The 17,525-nt window shown below is 50.1% G+C and carries 17 protein-coding genes and 1 other annotated feature (1 of these 18 only partly in view); of the genes, 14 read left to right on the top strand and 3 right to left on the bottom strand.

Annotated features, from left to right (window positions below; all coding sequences use genetic code 11):
- Window positions 1–33, top strand: a sequence feature (His leader region) (it extends 107 nt beyond the left edge of the window).
- 71 nt (window positions 34–104) lie between these two features.
- From hisG to pseI, 14 genes are all read left to right on the top strand, one after another.
- Window positions 105–1,001 (top strand): ATP phosphoribosyltransferase, encoded by an 897-nt coding sequence (gene hisG, locus L4D06_RS02035; RefSeq protein ID WP_274163755.1) that lies wholly within the window; start codon window positions 105–107, stop codon window positions 999–1,001.
- A gap of 3 nt (window positions 1,002–1,004) precedes the next feature.
- Window positions 1,005–2,297 carry a histidinol dehydrogenase gene (gene hisD / locus L4D06_RS02030; RefSeq protein ID WP_429737691.1) on the top strand — a complete coding sequence of 431 codons (1,293 nt, stop codon included), beginning with the start codon at window positions 1,005–1,007 and terminating at the stop codon, window positions 2,295–2,297.
- A 20-nt stretch (window positions 2,298–2,317) separates the two neighbouring features.
- Window positions 2,318–3,358, top strand: a complete 1,041-nt coding sequence (gene hisC / locus L4D06_RS02025) for a histidinol-phosphate transaminase (RefSeq protein WP_429737724.1) — start codon at window positions 2,318–2,320, stop codon at window positions 3,356–3,358.
- Between the two features lie 37 nt (window positions 3,359–3,395).
- On the top strand, window positions 3,396–4,463 hold the full coding sequence (hisB, locus tag L4D06_RS02020; RefSeq protein WP_429737690.1) for a bifunctional histidinol-phosphatase/imidazoleglycerol-phosphate dehydratase HisB: 1,068 nt from the start codon (window positions 3,396–3,398) through the stop codon (window positions 4,461–4,463).
- A gap of 10 nt (window positions 4,464–4,473) precedes the next feature.
- The gene (gene hisH, locus L4D06_RS02015) at window positions 4,474–5,070 is read left to right on the top strand and encodes an imidazole glycerol phosphate synthase subunit HisH (RefSeq protein WP_017008891.1); all 597 of its coding nucleotides are present in this window, start codon (window positions 4,474–4,476) and stop codon (window positions 5,068–5,070) included.
- Between the two features lie 6 nt (window positions 5,071–5,076).
- Window positions 5,077–5,814 (top strand): 1-(5-phosphoribosyl)-5-[(5-phosphoribosylamino)methylideneamino]imidazole-4-carboxamide isomerase, encoded by a 738-nt coding sequence (gene hisA / locus L4D06_RS02010; protein WP_017008890.1) that lies wholly within the window; start codon window positions 5,077–5,079, stop codon window positions 5,812–5,814.
- Window positions 5,796–6,569, top strand: coding sequence for an imidazole glycerol phosphate synthase subunit HisF (gene hisF, locus L4D06_RS02005; protein WP_017008889.1), 774 nt, complete (start codon window positions 5,796–5,798; stop codon window positions 6,567–6,569). Before hisA ends, hisF begins: the two co-directional genes overlap by 19 nt.
- Window positions 6,566–7,198: a bifunctional phosphoribosyl-AMP cyclohydrolase/phosphoribosyl-ATP diphosphatase HisIE gene (gene hisIE / locus L4D06_RS02000; protein WP_274163759.1), complete on the top strand. Its 633-nt coding sequence runs from the start codon at window positions 6,566–6,568 to the stop codon at window positions 7,196–7,198. Before hisF ends, hisIE begins: the two co-directional genes overlap by 4 nt.
- A 149-nt stretch (window positions 7,199–7,347) precedes the next feature.
- On the top strand, window positions 7,348–8,343 hold the full coding sequence (gene pseB / locus L4D06_RS01995) for a UDP-N-acetylglucosamine 4,6-dehydratase (inverting) (RefSeq protein ID WP_429737689.1): 996 nt from the start codon (window positions 7,348–7,350) through the stop codon (window positions 8,341–8,343).
- A complete protein-coding gene (gene pseC, locus L4D06_RS01990; protein WP_429737688.1) occupies window positions 8,340–9,506 on the top strand; it encodes a UDP-4-amino-4,6-dideoxy-N-acetyl-beta-L-altrosamine transaminase in 1,167 nt (388 codons plus the stop codon). The genes pseB and pseC overlap by 4 nt, the downstream gene beginning before the upstream one ends.
- Before the next feature lie 10 nt (window positions 9,507–9,516).
- Window positions 9,517–10,218, top strand: a complete 702-nt coding sequence (gene pseF, locus L4D06_RS01985) for a pseudaminic acid cytidylyltransferase (RefSeq protein ID WP_429737687.1) — start codon at window positions 9,517–9,519, stop codon at window positions 10,216–10,218.
- Complete coding sequence (pseG, locus tag L4D06_RS01980) at window positions 10,215–11,282, top strand: UDP-2,4-diacetamido-2,4,6-trideoxy-beta-L-altropyranose hydrolase (RefSeq protein ID WP_429737686.1); 1,068 nt, start codon at window positions 10,215–10,217, stop codon at window positions 11,280–11,282. The genes pseF and pseG overlap by 4 nt, the downstream gene beginning before the upstream one ends.
- A complete protein-coding gene (gene pseH / locus L4D06_RS01975; RefSeq protein ID WP_429737685.1) occupies window positions 11,282–11,854 on the top strand; it encodes a UDP-4-amino-4,6-dideoxy-N-acetyl-beta-L-altrosamine N-acetyltransferase in 573 nt (190 codons plus the stop codon). Before pseG ends, pseH begins: the two co-directional genes overlap by 1 nt.
- Complete coding sequence (gene pseI / locus L4D06_RS01970) at window positions 11,851–12,900, top strand: pseudaminic acid synthase (protein ID WP_429737684.1); 1,050 nt, start codon at window positions 11,851–11,853, stop codon at window positions 12,898–12,900. The genes pseH and pseI overlap by 4 nt, the downstream gene beginning before the upstream one ends.
- Before the next feature lie 99 nt (window positions 12,901–12,999).
- Here pseI and L4D06_RS01965 read toward each other — a convergent pair whose 3' ends face one another.
- Genes L4D06_RS01965 through L4D06_RS01955 form a run of 3 tightly spaced genes read right to left on the bottom strand, consistent with a single transcriptional unit; the run spans window position 13,000 to window position 17,525 of the window.
- Window positions 13,000–14,001 carry a formate dehydrogenase subunit gamma gene (locus L4D06_RS01965; protein WP_274163764.1) on the bottom strand — a complete coding sequence of 334 codons (1,002 nt, stop codon included), beginning with the start codon at window positions 13,999–14,001 and terminating at the stop codon, window positions 13,000–13,002.
- A 47-nt stretch (window positions 14,002–14,048) separates the two neighbouring features.
- Entirely contained in the window at window positions 14,049–14,654 is a 606-nt protein-coding gene (gene fdh3B, locus L4D06_RS01960) for a formate dehydrogenase FDH3 subunit beta (RefSeq protein ID WP_028025033.1), read from the bottom strand.
- Between the two features lie 15 nt (window positions 14,655–14,669).
- On the bottom strand, window positions 14,670–17,525 hold the full coding sequence (locus tag L4D06_RS01955; RefSeq protein WP_429737683.1) for a formate dehydrogenase subunit alpha: 2,856 nt from the start codon (window positions 17,523–17,525) through the stop codon (window positions 14,670–14,672).

Raw genomic sequence — 17,525 nt, 5'->3', positions numbered from 1 at the left:
CCCCGGAAGCGAACCTTCCGGGGGTTTTTTACATTTTAGGATTTAAAATTGTGGCAACGTCTTCTAGAAGGAAGCGTTAAAGCCAAAGATACAGGGAATAGATCATGCAAACTGAACGTTTAAGAATCGCTATACAAAAGAAAGGCCGCCTAGCAAAAGAGTGCTTTGAGCTGCTAAAACGCTGTGGCGTTAAAATTAATGTTTCTGGCGATCGTCTTGTGGCGCACGCTGAAAACATGCCTATCGACCTATTGCTGGTGCGCGATGACGATATCCCAGGCCTCATCATGGATGGTGTGGTTGACCTCGGTGTTATCGGTGAAAACGAGCTAGAAGAAGTTCGCCTAGAACGCGTTAAAGTTGGCGAGCCAAGTGAATACAACAAGCTGCGTCGCCTAGACTTCGGTGGTTGTCGTTTATCTGTCGCTGTCGAAAAAGACCAAGACTACAACGGCCCTCAAGATCTCGCTGGCAAGCGCATTGCGACGACCTATCCAAACATCCTTAAATCTTACCTTGATAAGCAAGACGTTAAATTCAGCACCTGTATGTTGAACGGTTCAGTTGAAGTGGCACCACGCGCGGGACTTGCCGATGCCATCTGTGACTTGGTATCAACCGGTGCAACCCTAGAAGCAAACGGCCTGAAAGAGGCTGAAGTCATCTTCCGTTCAAAAGCCGTGCTTATCCAACGCACTGGCGAATTTGCTTCAGACAAAGTTGAACTTATTGAACGTCTTCTTACGCGTATTAACGGCGTGATTAAAGCGAAAGAATCCAAATACATCATGCTTCACGCACCGAGCGAAACGTTGGAAAAAATCGTTGAACTTCTACCGGGCGCAGAAGATCCAACCATCCTTCCATTGGCGCACGACAAACAGCGCGTAGCTGTACATCTTGTCAGCACAGAAAACCTGTTCTGGGAAACCATGGAAAAACTGAAGGACTTGGGTGCGAGCTCCATTCTGGTGCTGCCAATTGAGAAAATGATGGAGTAAGCCATGAAAACGGTGGTTTGGAAATCTCTCAGCGATGAACAACGCGATGCCTTGCTGGAACGCCCAGCAATCAGCGACAGCGCATCTATCACTGATGCTGTTACTAGCGTGCTTCGCGACGTACGTGAAGGTGGCGATGCAGCGCTTAAAGCCCTTACCGAAAAATTCGATAAGGTTGTGCCTGAATCCATCCGTGTTAGCCAAAGCGACATTGACAGTGCCGAAGATCGTTTAGGCGATGAAATCAAACAAGCACTGAAACAAGCCTACACAAATATTGCCTGTTTCCACAAAGCACAAAGAGCACAGCCACTGACGGTCGAAACCATGCCTGGTGTGGTCTGTGAATTGGTGACTCGCCCTATCAACCGTGTTGGTTTGTACATCCCTGGCGGTAGTGCACCCTTACCATCCACCGTATTGATGTTAGGTGTTCCTTCACAAATCGCTGGTTGTCGTAAAGTGGTGTTGAGCTCCCCGCCACCGATTGCAGACGAAATTCTGTATGTCGCGAAGCTTTGTGGAATCGACGAAGTGTATAACCTTGGCGGCGCACAAGCAGTGGCTGCGATGGCTTATGGCACAGAAACCGTCAGTAAAGTGGACAAAATTTTCGGCCCGGGCAACGCCTTTGTGACCGAAGCAAAACGCCAAGTCAGCAATGATTTCAAAGGCGCAGCCATTGATATGCCGGCAGGACCTTCTGAAGTGCTCGTGATTGCAGATGAAGAAGCGGATGCAGATTTTGTTGCCGCAGATTTGCTGAGCCAAGCAGAGCACGGTCCTGACTCACAAGTGGTACTGGTAACACCTTCTCCTGTATTAGCAGAGAAAGTGGCAGACGCTGTTCAGCGCCAACTAGAAACCTTGAGCCGCGCAGACATCGCCAGCAAAGCCCTTGGTTCTAGCTTGATTATCATTGCCGACAGTCTGCCGCAATGTATCGCTATTTCGAACAACTACGGCCCTGAGCACTTAATCGTGCAGACCAAAAATCCACGTGAATCACTGCCACTGCTTGATAATGCAGGCTCGATTTTCCTTGGCGCTTGGTCACCAGAGTCTGTGGGCGATTATGCGTCAGGCACCAACCACGTGCTGCCAACCTATGGTTTTACGCGTACCTATTCAAGTCTTGGACTTGCAGATTTTAGTAAACGTATGACCGTACAAGAGTTGTCAGCCGATGGCCTACAAGCACTGGCACCTACCGTGGTTGCCATGGCTAATGCTGAGGGGCTAGACGCACACAGAAATGCCGTCACGCTTCGCATTGAAAAACTCAACAAAGCTTAATTTTAGGGGTTGTTATGGATATTGAGAAGTTAGCCCGTAAGGACGTTCAAGCATTGACCCCTTACCTGTCTGCTCGCCGTTTGGGCGGACAAGGTGACGTTTGGCTAAACGCCAACGAATCACCGTTCAACAATGAATACGTGGTCAACGGAAATAGCCTAAACCGCTACAGCGAATGTCAGCCCGAGCCGCTGATTCGCGCTTACGCAGAGTATGCCGGTGTTCGACCAGACCAAGTGCTGACCTCTCGCGGTGCCGACGAGAGCATTGAACTGCTGATCCGCACCTTCTGTGAAGCCGGTGAAGATTCCATTCTGTTCTGCCCACCAACATACGGCATGTATTCCATCAGTGCAGAAACCTTCGGCGTTGTGCGCAAAACCGTGCCGTTGACAGAAGACTGGCAGCTCAATATGCCAGAAATAACGAAACAGATTGATGGCGTTAAATTGGTGTTCGTTTGTAGCCCAAACAACCCAACGGGCAACCTGCTGAACCGTGGCGACATCGAAGCATTGCTTGAGATGACCGCAGGTAAAGCGCTGGTGGTTGTCGATGAAGCGTATATCGATTTCTGCCCTGAAGCGTCGACGGTCGATCTTTTGGTGCGTTACCCGAACCTTGCGATTTTACGCACCATGTCGAAGGCCTTTGCCCTTGCAGGTCTTCGTTGTGGCTTCACACTGGCGAATACGCAAGTCATCCAACTGATGTTGAAAGTGATCGCGCCATACCCAGTGCCTGTGCCTGTGACAGAGATTGCTTGCCAAGCACTGTCCGAAGTGGGTCTAGCACGCATGAAATACCAAGTGCTTGACCTATGCGCCAACCGCGCATACCTGCAAGCAGGCCTTTCTATGCTGCCGGGTGTCCAGGTGTTTGACGGTTACGGTAACTATCTTTTAGTAAAATTTGAAGACGCGGAACTGCTGTTTACCGCCCTGTGGGATAACGGCATCATCCTAAGACGCTCACCAATTGAAGGCTGCATTCGCATTAGCGTCGGTAACCGAGAAGAGTGCGAAAAAACCCTGACCTTTATCCGCCAACAATTGGCGTGAAGCAGGAAGCAAAGGACGTATTGTTAAGGAAAGCAATGTGAAAGAAAAAATTCTCTTTATTGACCGCGATGGCACTTTGATTGTTGAGCCGCCTGTAGACTTCCAAGTCGACCGCCTCGACAAACTCAAGTTCGAACCTTTCGTGATCCCAGCACTTCTTGCGCTGCAAGATGCAGGCTACAAATTAGTGATGGTGACTAACCAAGACGGCTTAGGCACAGACAGTTACCCGCAAGCAGATTTCGATGCGCCACACAACATGATGATGGAGATTTTCGAATCTCAAGGCGTGAAGTTTGCTGATGTTCTGATTTGTCCGCACTTCGACCACGAAGACTGTAGCTGCCGCAAGCCTAAACTCGGCTTGGTGAAAGACTACCTGCAACAAGGCCGTGTTGATTTCAAAACCTCTGCTGTGATTGGCGATCGTCACACTGATATCCAACTGGCAGAGAACATGGCAATACGTGGTATTCAATACAACCCTGAAACCTTGGGATGGAAGCAAATCTTAAAAGATTTGACCACCAGCCCACGCGTCGCCTCTGTGACCCGTACCACCAAAGAAACCGACATCAACATCACGGTGAACTTGGATGAAACCGGTGGCAATAGCATCAGCACAGGTTTGGGTTTCTTCGACCACATGCTGGATCAAATCGCGACCCACGGCGGCTTCCAGATGAAAGTAGCTGTGGAGGGCGATCTACATATCGACGATCACCACACCGTTGAAGACACCGCATTGGCACTAGGCCAAGCGCTAAAAGAAGCGCTGGGTAACAAACGTGGCATCGGCCGTTTCGGTTTCAGCCTACCAATGGACGAGTGCTTGGCACAATGTGCGCTGGATTTGTCAGGTCGCCCTTACCTGAAATTTGAAGCCAGTTTCTCACAAGAGAAAGTCGGCGACCTTTCAACAGAAATGGTTGAGCACTTCTTCCGTTCATTGACGGATACCATGGCTTGCACGCTGCACCTGTCTTCAGATGGCGAAAACACGCACCACATCGTAGAGAGCTTGTTCAAAGCCTACGGTCGCACTCTGCGTCAGGCTATTCGTGTTGATGGCAATGAACTGCCAAGCAGCAAAGGCGTCCTCTAAGGAGAGAGAAATGAGCAAGATTGTCATTATCGATACCGGATGCGCCAACGTGAGCTCAGTGCGTTTTGCCATTGAGCGTTTGGGTTACGACGTGACCATCAGTCGTGACCCTGCGGTTGTTTTGGACGCAGACAAGCTGTTCTTGCCCGGTGTGGGCACAGCAACAGAGGCAATGAAAAATCTTGAAGAGCGCGACTTGATTGCGCTCGTTCAACAGGTAAAACAACCTCTGCTTGGCATTTGCCTTGGTATGCAACTTCTGGGGAATTCTTCCCAAGAAGGTAAGTCTGACGTGAGCTGTTTAGGCCATGTCCCAGCAAGTACCTCCTTGATGGAGACGGGCGATTTGCCTTTGCCTCACATGGGCTGGAACACAGTGACACCCGTGGATAACCATCCACTGTTTAAAGACATTCCAGAAAACAGCTATTTCTATTTTGTACATAGCTACGCGATGCCAGAAGGTGAATTCACCATCGGCCGTTGTGACTACGGCCATGCATTCAGTGCCGCAGTACAAAGTGGCAATTACTATGGCGTGCAATTCCACCCTGAGCGTTCAAGCAAAGCCGGTGCGCAGTTAATCAAAAACTTCTTGGAGATGTAATTAGGGATGATTATTCCAGCGTTAGATTTGATCGACGGACAAGTGGTTCGTCTTTATCAAGGTGACTACGGACAAGTTACCGAATACAAAGTGAACCCAAGCGAGCAATTCGCGCTGTACCACAAAGCAGGTGCAAACTGGCTTCACCTTGTTGATTTGACCGGTGCGAAAGACACGTCTGCGCGCCAAATCTCCATGATCAGCAGTTTAATTGAAAGCACCCCCGCTAACATCCAAATTGGTGGTGGCGTACGCAAAGAAAGCGATGTGGTTGAACTGCTTCGTGCAGGCGCAAAGCGCGTTGTTATTGGTTCAACTGCAGTGAAACAACCTGAAATTGTAAAAGGCTGGATGGAAAAATACGGCCCTGAGCAAATCGTGTTGGCACTGGACATCAACATTGATGACAACGGCAACCGCATTGTAGCAGTTTCAGGTTGGCAAGAAGATTCAGGCGTGACCATCGAAGCGCTGCTTGAAGACTTCTTGAAGGTTGGCTTAAAGCATGTGCTGTGTACTGACATCTCTCGCGACGGCACACTGGCAGGCTCGAACGTTGAACTCTACAAAGACCTTTGCGCCGCTTACCCAAGCGTTCAATTCCAATCATCCGGTGGCATCGGCTCGTTGGCAGACATTGAAGCCTTGAAAGGCTCTGGCGTGGCGGGTGTTATCGTCGGCCGGGCGCTGCTGGATGAGAAATTCACCGCTGAGGAGGCATTCGCATGCTGGCAAGAAGAATAATTCCGTGTCTTGATGTTCGTGATGGTCAAGTGGTGAAAGGCGTTCAATTCCGTAACCACGAAATCATCGGCGACATCGTGCCACTTGCAGCGCGTTACGCCGCTGAAGGCGCAGACGAATTGGTGTTTTACGATATCACTGCATCAAGCGATGGCCGTGTCGTCGACAAAAGCTGGGTGGCGCGTGTGGCTGAAGTCATCGACATTCCTTTCTGTGTGGCGGGCGGCATTAAAACTGCAGAAGACGCGAAGCGCATTCTGGAATTCGGTGCGGATAAAATCTCCATCAACTCTCCTGCTCTCGCTAATCCTGAACTGATCACAGAGCTTGCTGAAAAGTTTGGCGTGCAATGTATCGTTGTCGGTGTCGATTCGTATTTCGACAGTGAAACAGGAAAATATCAGGTATATCAATTTACTGGCGACGAAGCGCGCACCAAAGCAACAAAGTGGGAAACCCGAGATTGGGTGCAGGAAGTGCAAAAACGCGGTGCGGGCGAAATCGTGTTGAACATGATGAACCAAGACGGCGTGCGCAACGGTTACGACCTCGACCAACTCAACATGGTCCGTGAAGTGTGCCATGTACCACTTATCGCCTCTGGCGGTGCAGGTGAAATGGTTCACTTTAAAGATGCATTTGAAAAAGCCAACGTGGATGGCGCGTTAGCCGCCTCAGTTTTCCATAAACAAGTCATCAATATTGGTGATTTGAAACAATACCTAAAACAAGAAAATGTGGAGATTCGCTTATGAGCCAGACAGAAGGAAACGCAGCACTGGCTGAACGCATTAATTGGGACAAAGTTGATGGCCTCGTGCCTGCCGTTGTTCAAAATGCAAAGAGCGGTCAAATGCTTATGTTGGGTTACATGAACCAAGATGCCCTAGCGAAAACCCTAGAAACCGAGCAAGTGACGTTCTGGTCTCGCACCAAGGAGCGTCTTTGGACCAAAGGCGAAACCTCTGGCAACGTGCTGCAACTCAAGAACATCGACCTTGATTGCGACCAAGACACCCTGCTTGTGCAAGTCGACCCTATTGGCCCAACCTGCCACCTCGGCACAGAAAGCTGCTTCGGCGATGACGACGCAAACAAGCCTTCCTTGGTGTTTCTTCATCAATTGGAGCAGGTGTTGGCATCCCGTCGAGGATCCGATCCTTCTACATCTTACACTGCGTCGCTTTACGCTAAGGGTACCAAGCGTATTTCGCAGAAAGTGGGTGAAGAAGGCGTTGAAGTCGCGCTTGCAGCGACGTCGGGCGATAAGGAGGAATTAATCAATGAATCCGCAGACCTGATGTACCACTTGATGGTGCTTCTGCAAGACCAAGGTTTCTCACTAGAAGACGTGGCGAACAAGCTAAAAGAACGCCATAAATAAGCATCAGACGCATCGAATATCAGGGCAATCCATAGCGGGTTGCCCTTTTTTTACCCTGACAATCACGGTGTATGCATTTTTCTCCAACGAAATCCGACGCTATCAGTTAAAATTACTTTAAATACTGAGACTAATGCTTAAGGATTGAAATGTTTAACGGCAAGTCGATTTTGATCACCGGTGGAACCGGTTCCTTTGGAAAGAAATATACCCGCACTATCCTTGCTCGTTACAAGCCTAAGCGTCTTATCATTCTTTCGCGCGATGAACTCAAGCAATTTGAAATGCAGCAAGAGTTTAATGATCCCTGCATGCGCTACTTTATCGGCGATGTAAGAGACAGCGACAGAATGATGCAGGCCATGAATGGCGTGGATTTCGTGATTCATGCTGCCGCGTTGAAACAAGTGCCTGCTGCTGAATACAATCCGATGGAGTGTATTAAGACCAACGTTCATGGCGCAGAAAATATCATTCGTGCTGCGATAGCGAATAACGTTGCCAAAGTCATCGCGCTATCCACAGACAAAGCCGCCAGCCCAAATAACCTCTATGGCGCGACCAAGCTGTGTTCAGACAAACTGTTTGTTGCCGCCAACAACATGCGCGGGGAAAGCCAAACACAATTTGCGGTTGTTCGATACGGCAACGTCGTCGGCTCACGCGGTTCAGTCGTGCCGTTTTTCAAAAAGCTGGCAGCAGAAGGTGCAGAGTCTCTGCCTGTCACACACCCCGATATGACACGCTTTTGGATCACCTTGCAGCAAGGTGTCGATTTCGTGTTGAAGAACTTCTCTCGTATGCAAGGCGGTGAAATCTTCGTGCCGAAAATCCCCTCGGTTCGCCTCATCGATTTAGCCACCGCTTATGGTAACGGCTTGCCGATCAAAGAAGTGGGTATCAGACCGGGTGAGAAAATGCATGAAATCATGTGCCCAAGCGACGATTCTCACCTCACTTTAGAGTTTGATGACCACTACGTTATGCGCCCAACAATTAAGTTCTATTCCGCAGATTATGACTACTCCCACAACCCATTGGGAGAAACTGGTACGCCTGTTTCAGAAGGGTTCGAATACCACTCAGGCAGCAACCCGCAGTTTTTGAATGTTGAACAGATTTTGGAATTTGAGCAGCAGTCATGATCCCTTACGGTAAACAAACCATCAGCCAAGCCGACATTGATGCCGTTGTTGACGCGCTGTCGTCAGACTTCATCACCCAAGGTCCAAAGGTCGGTGAATTCGAACAGGCGGTTGCCAGCAAAGTCGGTGCGGCTTTTGGCGCGGCTGCGAACAGCGCCACGTCCAGCCTGCACTTGGCCTGCCTCGCGCTGGGACTGAGCGCTGGCAAGCGTTTGTGGACGTCACCGAACACCTTCGTCGCGTCTGCTAACTGTGGCTTATACTGCGGTGCAGAGGTCGATTTCGTTGATATTGACCCTGATACTTACAATTTGTGCCCGAAAAAGCTCGAAGAGAAACTGATTGCCGCTGAACACGCTAACCAACTTCCTGATGTGTTAGTTGCCGTGCACATGTGCGGACAAAGCTGCGACATGGCAGCCATTGGCCGTTTAGCGAAACAGTATAATTTTCGTGTGATTGAAGATGCCTCCCATGCCATTGGCGGAAAATACCACGACGAGTATGTCGGTAACTGCCGACACAGTGACATCACGGTATTCAGTTTCCATCCCGTAAAAATTGTCACCACTGCCGAAGGTGGTATGGCGGTGACCAACGACGCTGAGCTGGCAAAAGCCATGGAGAGCCTGCGCAGCCACGGGATCACCCGTGATCCCGCCGAGCTAAAAGATGTTAACCAAGGCGCTTGGTACTACGAGCAGCACGCGCTTGGATTCAATTACCGCATGACGGATTTGCAAGCCGCGCTAGGCGTGTCCCAATTAACCCGCCTTGATGAGTTTGTTGAACGACGCAATCAGCTTGCCCAGCGCTATAACGAGAAACTGGCCTCTCTGCCGCTTATCACACCGACATTACTTGGCAACTGCAAATCGGCATGGCATTTGTATGTGATTCAGCTTGCGGAACCTTCTTGCCGCCGCCGTGTGTTTGACACGATGCGCGAACAAGGCATTGGTGTGCATGTCCACTATATTCCCGTTCATACCCAGCCGTATTATCAAGCGTTGGGGTTTGATTGGGGGCAATTCCCCGTCGCCGAAGACTATTACCATGCGGCACTCAGTTTGCCTTTGTTCTTCGACATGACGGAAGACGAACAAGATCAGGTGGTTGCGACACTTTCAGAGGCGATCTCTGCTGCGCAAGACGCCAGATAAAAAGGACAATATGAACGTCTGTATTATCCCTGCCCGCGGTGGCAGCAAACGTATTCCGGGAAAAAACCTGAAGACCTTCATCGGTCAGCCTATTATCGCCTATGCCATTGATGTGGCGAAAAAGTCCGAATTATTCGACCGCATCATCGTCTCCACAGACAGCGATGAGATCGCCCGCGTCGCCCTAGCATTCGGCGCAGAAGTTCCCTTCGTTCGCCCTGCTGATATCGCCAACGACCATGCCACGACGCTAGATGTCATCAAACATGCGATTGAGTGGCTTGAAGACAATGACGAACGCGCCCTCAGCGCAGTGTGCTGTCTTTACGCGACCGTGCCATTTACTCGCCCGTCAGATCTTGAAGAGGGGTTGACCTTACTGGCTGAAAATGACACCCAATATACGTTTGCCAGCACGCGTTTTTCCTTCCCCATTCAGCGTAGTATTCGCATGAATCAAGAGGGTAACGTAGAGATGTTCTGGCCTGAGCATTTCTCCACCCGGTCACAAGATTTAGAGCCTGCGTTTCACGATGCGGGCATGTTCTATTGGGGCAAACCAAGCGCCTTTGTCTCGGGGCTACCCATTTTTGCTCCGCATTCTAAATCGGTTCAGATCCCGCACTTTCGTGTTCAGGATATCGATGAGCCCGATGATTGGGTGCGCGCCGAAATGCTTTACGAGATTCTCTCGCAACGAGGCGAGCTGTGAACGTTGTTATCCGTGTTGATGCCTCAAACCAAATTGGTACAGGCCATGTGATGCGCTGCTTGGTGCTGGCAAAAAAGCTCCTTGATCGCGGTCACACCGTCACCATATTAAGTCGAGAACTAAAGGGCAACCTGATTGATTATTGCCGTCAGCAAGGTATCGCCGTCATTGCGTTGCCAGCGATAGAAGAAATCGCCACTTCTGACCGTAATGACTACCAACATTGGTTGGGTGTAAGCCAAGAAGAAGACGCGAAACAGTGCCTATCGGCTCTCAAAGAAACGCCTTTTGATTGGGTAGTGTTCGATCACTATGCGCTGGATACCCAGTGGCAATCGTTGATGAAATGCCAAGGCGCAAAAATCTTCGCCATTGATGATCTCGCCAATCGTCAACATAATTGCGAGATTTTATTCGACCACAACCCTTGGCCTAACTTCGAACATCGTTACCACGCTTTGGTGCCTGCATCGTGTCAGCAACTGCTTGGTCCCAAATTCGCTTTGCTGCGCGACAGCTTTGCCTCGCTCAGAGAAACCCGAAAAGAAGACATCAAAAACCAAGTCATTGCGTTTTTCAGCGGCACAGATCCAACTGGCGAGTGCTTGAAACTTCTCTCGGCCTGCCAACAGATCCCCAACTTGCCCTTTCGAGTGGTACTGGTTTACGGCATGTCGAACCCAAGGGAAGCAGAGTTACTGGAGAAGCCGTTACCCGCTTTTGTCACCTTGGTAAAGAGCCTGCCCGACTTTGAAACCGAACTGGCGCATTCTCGCTATGCGTTTGGTGGTGCCGGGGTCAGTGCTATCGAACGCACCTGCTTGCGCTTACCAAGTACGCTGGTATCCGTGGCAGAGAACCAGCGGGAGATGGCTGAGCACCTCGCGAAGTCGGGGCTTTATCGTTACCTCGGTGTAAGCGATACAACCACACCAGCCTGCTACTCCAATGAACTTGATTGGTTAGCGGAACATTGGGATTCCTTGCCTTGGCGATCGCCTGAATCGGACATTGATGGTGACGGTGCGAACCGCGTGGTTGATGCGATGGAGGCTTTTTCATAATGCCGCAAGTTGCTTCAACGACAGTGTCTCTAAGACCCATGACCAAAACTGACCTCGATGTGGTTCGTCAGTGGCGAAACGCCCCTGAAACCCGCGAGAAAATGTTCACGACCCACGAGATCAAACCCGACGAACATGCAGCGTGGTTTGAACGCGTGCAGCGTGATGATACGAAGCGCTTTTACGTGGTGAGTATTGAAGGTACAGATATCGGTATGGTGTCGTTCACAGACATAAACCAAGAGAACGGGCGCGCTGAATGGGGATTCTACAAAGCCCCAAATGCGCGTGCAGGCGTCGGGCTTGTCATGCTGCATGCTGCCTTGAACCACGCTTTTGACACCTTGGGTCTAAAGCAAGTTGATAGCCGCGTGTTAGCCATCAATCCCAAAGTGCTGCACTTGCACAACAAACTCGGTTTTACCCAACTTGGCGAAGCCATTGCGTACGACGCAGACGAGAACGCCATTCCTTATGTCGATTTTGCATTAACCATCGACGCTTGGCATTCACGTAAGCCAAACATCAAAGAACAACGCCAATCCAACCCGCAGCAGAGCAAGACACTATGACGCAATTCATTACGATTGATGGGCGCAAGATTGGCCCAGACCAAAAGCCTTACATCATTGCTGAAATGTCTGCGAACCATAATGGCTCACTGGAACGCGCCTTTCAAACCTTAGCCATGGCGAAACACGCGGGGGCAGATGCGGTAAAAATGCAGTCTTACACTGCCGACACCATTACCTTGAACTGCGACGCAGAAGCATTTCAGATTCACGGCGGGTTATGGGATGGGCGCTCGCTTTATGATTTGTACCAAGAAGCGCATACCCCATTCGATTGGCACAAACCGCTGTTTGATAAAGCGCGTGAACTGGGCATTACGCTGTTTTCCTCCCCGTTCGATTTCACTGCCGTTGACTTGCTCGAAGACCTCAACGCACCTGCCTATAAAATCGCCTCGTTTGAAGCCATCGATTTGCCACTGATTCGCTACGTAGCGCAAACAGGCAAACCGATGATCATTTCAACGGGCATGGCTAACGATGAAGAAATCGCTGAAGCCGTTGCTACCGCAAAAGACAATGGATGCCAAGAATTGGTGTTGCTACATTGCATCAGCGCCTACCCTGCACCTGCATCGCAAAGCCATTTACGCACCATTCCAGATTTAACAGAACGTTTTGGTGTCATAGCAGGCCTTTCCGATCATACCCTCGGCACAACCGTGTCCGTCACGGCTGTTGCACTTGGGGCTTCGGTGATTGAAAAGCATGTCACCTTGAGCCGCAATGACCCTGGACCTGACTCAACCTTCTCGTTAGAGCCAGATGAACTCGCTACACTGTGCCGTGATACTGACACCGCATGGCAAGCGCTGGGACAAGCAGGTTATCAACTCAAAGACGCCGAAAAGGGTAACAAGCAGTTTCGTCGCTCGCTGTATGTCAGCCAGCCAATGAAAGCAGGCGACACCTTCACCGTAGATAACGTGCGCAGTGTCAGACCGGGCTTTGGCTTAGCGCCGAAATACTATGATGATGTTGTTGGCAAAACAGCTAAAACGGACATTCCGTTCGGTACCGCGCTTAACTGGGATTTGATTGATTGAGACCCACACCATACATCACTTAGCAAAAAGGCTTGCCGAAGCAAGCCTTTAACTCGTAACACGGTACATCAAGCATTACGACAACTTCGACCTAACGCTCTAGGCTTTTTGTTCATCCGTTGCCGATGTTTTCGTGGTTGACTCAGGTAAGTTCTGGACTTCTTCTAACCAAAGCTTGTGGTGCTGTTTCGCCCACGTTTCGTCGACATACCCTGTTGCCATGCCTTCAAGTGCACCTTCTGTACCGACTGTGCCGATATAGATGTGACCAAATGCGGCGGCCAGCAAACCCAAGGATGCGATGCCATGGATCACGTTGGCGATCTGCATGTCTGCGCGGGTTTGTCCAAAAATCGGAAAATCCATCACTAACCCAGTCACGCAAACCACTACGCCGACTGTTGCGAGCAACCAGAACCAGATTTTTTCACCGCCATTACAAAATCCCGCATCAGGGTGCTTACCGTTAGGTAAAATCCCACCACCTTGCTTAAACCATTCAATGTCGACCTTATTGATCATGTTGTTCTTGAACCATTTCACCAACATGCAAAGTAAGCCAAGAACGAACAAAGGCCCCAAGTAGTTATGCGATAGCTTCGCCGCGTAAATCAAGCTTCCCCAGATAGCATCTGGCGCGACAGGTTTAATGAAATGTCTACCGTACAAAAGAACAATGCCGGAGAACCCCAAGATCAAGAAATTGATCGCGGTAAACCAGTGCATAGCACGTTCAAATGGTGTCCATCGCTTTACCTTCTTACCGGAACGCTTGTCTGACAGTTCGATACGTCCCGCCCAGAGGTAAAACAGCAGCAAACTTAACGCAGACGCCCCAATGAAAATCAACCCAATAGGACTTACCCATTGATTTCTCACTTCACGCCAACGCTGTCCATCAACATTGATTAGCTGACCGGCTTCCGAACCATTAGCAACCGTAAACCCCTTTTCTCCAGACCGTACTTCTCGCCAAAACTCTGGCCCAGCCAATTGCACCATCTCTTTCTGTGGATCGGCTTTCTCAGCGGTTTCCGCAAACGACATGGGCACAGTGAAGGCAGCAATCACCATCAGCATGGCGAGCAATGTTCTAAACATATCTCCTCCTCGTGCTGCTGGATATTTCCAGCAGCTTTCCATGCTCATCAGCTTTTTGATGCGTCGTACGCAAGGTCGTTGCCGTTTGTCCAACCTGCACCTTTCGCGCCGCGTTCAACCACACGCTGACGGAAAACAGCAGATATTTTCTCTGCATCCCCCGCTAGCAATGCCTTGGTGGAACACATCTCTGCACAAAGAGGTAGTTTCCCTTCAGCAATGCGGTTAGCACCGTAAAGCTCTCGTTCTTTGGCAGAACCATCAGGTTCAGGACCGCCCGCACAGAAGGTACATTTATCCATTTTCCCACGCTCACCAAAGGCTGCGGTTTTCGGGAATTGTGGTGCACCAAATGGGCAGGCAAATAAGCAATATCCGCAACCAATACAGGTTTCTTTGTTGTGCAGGACAATGCCATCTTCGGTGCGATAAAAACAATCTGCCGGACATACCGCCATGCAAGGCGCATCGGCGCAATGCATGCAAGAGACAGAGATTGAGTTCTCGCCTTTTTCACCGTCATTTAGTGTGACGACTCGACGACGTTGAATACCCCAGGTAACCACCTCGGAGTTCGCGTTACTACAAGCGGTGACACACCCATTGCACTCAATGCAGCGTTTGGTATCACACATAAATTTCATATCGGCCATCGTGTATGCTCCCTATTACGCTGGAATGATCTTACAAAGGGTAACCTTGGTTTCCTGCATGACAGTCACCGGGTCATAACCATAGGTGGTTGCCGTGTTAGCGGACTCACCAATCACAAACGGCTCAGCACCTTCAGGATACTTATCGAGCAAGCTTTCCCCTTGATACACACCACCAAAGTGGAACGGCATGAATGCCAATCCTGCGTAGACGCGTGGTGTGATCATGGCTTTGACCTTGACTCGGCCTTTGTCCGCCCCTTCAACCCATACATCTTGCCCATCAACAATGCCGAGGTTGTTAGCATCAACAATGTTGATCTCAACGAACATTTCTTGCTGGAGCACTGCCAACCAAGGATTTGAACGCGTTTCTTCCCCCCCACCTTCATATTCGACCAAGCGGCCTGATGTCAGAATAATGGGGTAGTCTTTAGCCGCATCAATATCTTGAATAGACTTGTACAGGGTAGGAAGACGATAAATATCGGCTTTGTCATCCCACGTTGCATACTCAGGAAGTAGGTCGCGACGAGGCGTGTAAAGCGGTTCACGATGAAGTGGCACGCGATCTGGGAATGTCCATACAATCGCTCGTGCTTTCGCGTTACCGAAAGGCATACAACCATGATTGATGGCGACACGTTGAATACCGCCAGACAAATCGGTTTTCCAGTTTTTGCCTTCTGCAGCCACCTTCTCTTCAGCGGTCAAATCATCCCACCAGCCAAGCTGCTTGAGCATCTTATCGGTAAATTCTGGGTAACCGTCTTCAAGCTCACACCCTTTTGAATAGCTGTCGACAGCCAATAGGCTCTTACCTTCGTATTCCACACCAAAGCGCGCTCGGAAGTTACCTCCACCTCGAGCCACTTCTTTCGACGTATCGTAAAGAATATGTGTACCTGGGTGTTTCATTTCTGGCGTTCCCCAGCATGGCCAAGGCAGGCCATAGGTTTCACCGTTAACAGGGCCGCCCTGCGCTTCAAGTGTTGTGGTATTGAAGGTATGCCAATTTTTCTGGTGCTCTTTAATACGCTCCGGACTTTGGCCTGTATAACCTATAGTCCACATGCCCTTGTTGAACTCTCGAGTGATGTCTTCAACAACAGGCTCATCGTTTTTCACCTCAATGTTTTTAAACAATTGATCTGAAAAACCGAGCTTTTTCGATAGCAAGTACATGATGGTGTGATCGGGTTTAGAGTCGAACAGCGGTTCAATCACCTTGTCACGCCACTGCAAAGAGCGGTTAGAGGCAGTCACCGACCCAGTCGTTTCAAACTGTGTCGTTGCGGGGAGCAAATAGACGCCATTCTGACGATTGTTCATGACCGCAGCCACGGTTGGATAAGGGTCGACGATGACCATCAAATCCAATTTTTCCATCGCCTTACGCATTTCTGGTCCACGAGTCTGCGAGTTAACCGCATGCCCCCAGTAGAACATGGCGCGAATATTCGATTTCTGCGCGATCTTATCTTTGTCTTCCAGTACGCCATCTATCCAGCGAGACACAGGAATACCATTGCTGTTGATCGGTTTTGAACCGTTATATTCTGCAGGGTCAAAACGGTCTTGGACCCACTGATGATCAACGTCCCACACTTTCGACCAATGTTTCCATGCGCCATCAGAAAGACCGTAATAGCCCGGCAATGTATGAGAAAGCACGCCTAAATCAGTCGCGCCCTGCACGTTATCGTGACCGCGGAAGATATTCGCACCCCCACCAGACTTACCGATGTTACCCAGAGCTAATTCGAGCACACAGTAGGCGCGAGTATTGTTGTTCCCTGTGGTGTGCTGAGTCCCCCCCATACACCAAACCACACAACCGGGTCTGTTATCCGCGAGAATTTTCGCCGCCTGATACATATCATCGCGACCAACACCAGAGACACGCTCCACTTCTTCTGGCGGCCACTTGGCCACTTCCTCGCGAATCTCGTCGAGACCGAAAACACGCTGATGAATGTATTCTTTATCTTCCCAGCCGTTATCAAAAATATGCCACAACAAGCCCCAGATGAAGGCAATGTCAGTACCCGGACGCAATGAGACGTAATGGTCCCCTTTTGCAGCTGTGCGCGTGCGACGCGGATCAGCAACAACGATCTTACAACCGTTCTTCTCTTTCGCGATCAAGATATGCTGCATGGCGACAGGGTGAGCTTCCGCAGGATTAGAGCCAACAAAGAGCATCGACTTACAGTTATGCATGTCGTTAAAGGAGTTGGTCATGGCCCCGTAGCCCCACGTATTGGCTACCCCTGCCACTGTCGTGGAGTGACAAATTCGCGCTTGGTGGTCGACGTTGTTCGTGCCCCAAAGCGATGCCATTTTACGGAACATATAGGCTTGTTCATTGCTGTGCTTTGCAGATCCTAAGAAGTAGACCGCATCAGGGCCCGACTGCTCACGGATATCCAGCACTTGGTCACCGATTTCATTCAGTGCGGTGTCCCAGCTGATCTTTTGCCATTTGCCATCGACCAGTTTCATTGGGTATTTCAAGCGGCGTTCGCCATGACCATGTTCACGAAGAGCCGCCCCTTTGGCGCAATGTCCACCGAGGTTAAACGGGTGGTCAAACGCAGGCTCTTGCCCGGTCCACACTCCATCTTGCACTTCAGCATATACACCGCAGCCCACAGAGCAGTGTGAACAAATGGTTCGTTTTTGCTCAACCGGTTTACTTGGGTCAGCATCCTTTGCTGCCGCTTTTTTCATCATACCCGGTGCAAACATGCCTGCTGCGGCAATACCACCTGCAGTCGCCAAAGACGTGTTACGCATAAATGTACGGCGCGACACACCCAGCTGCTTTTCATCCTTAATGACCGAATCAGAGCGTTTGGTTAGTTTCAT

Source organism: Enterovibrio makurazakiensis (genome assembly GCF_050336585.1).
GTDB lineage: Bacteria > Pseudomonadota > Gammaproteobacteria > Enterobacterales > Vibrionaceae > Enterovibrio > Enterovibrio gelatinilyticus.
This window is presented reverse-complemented; position numbering and strand designations above follow the sequence as displayed.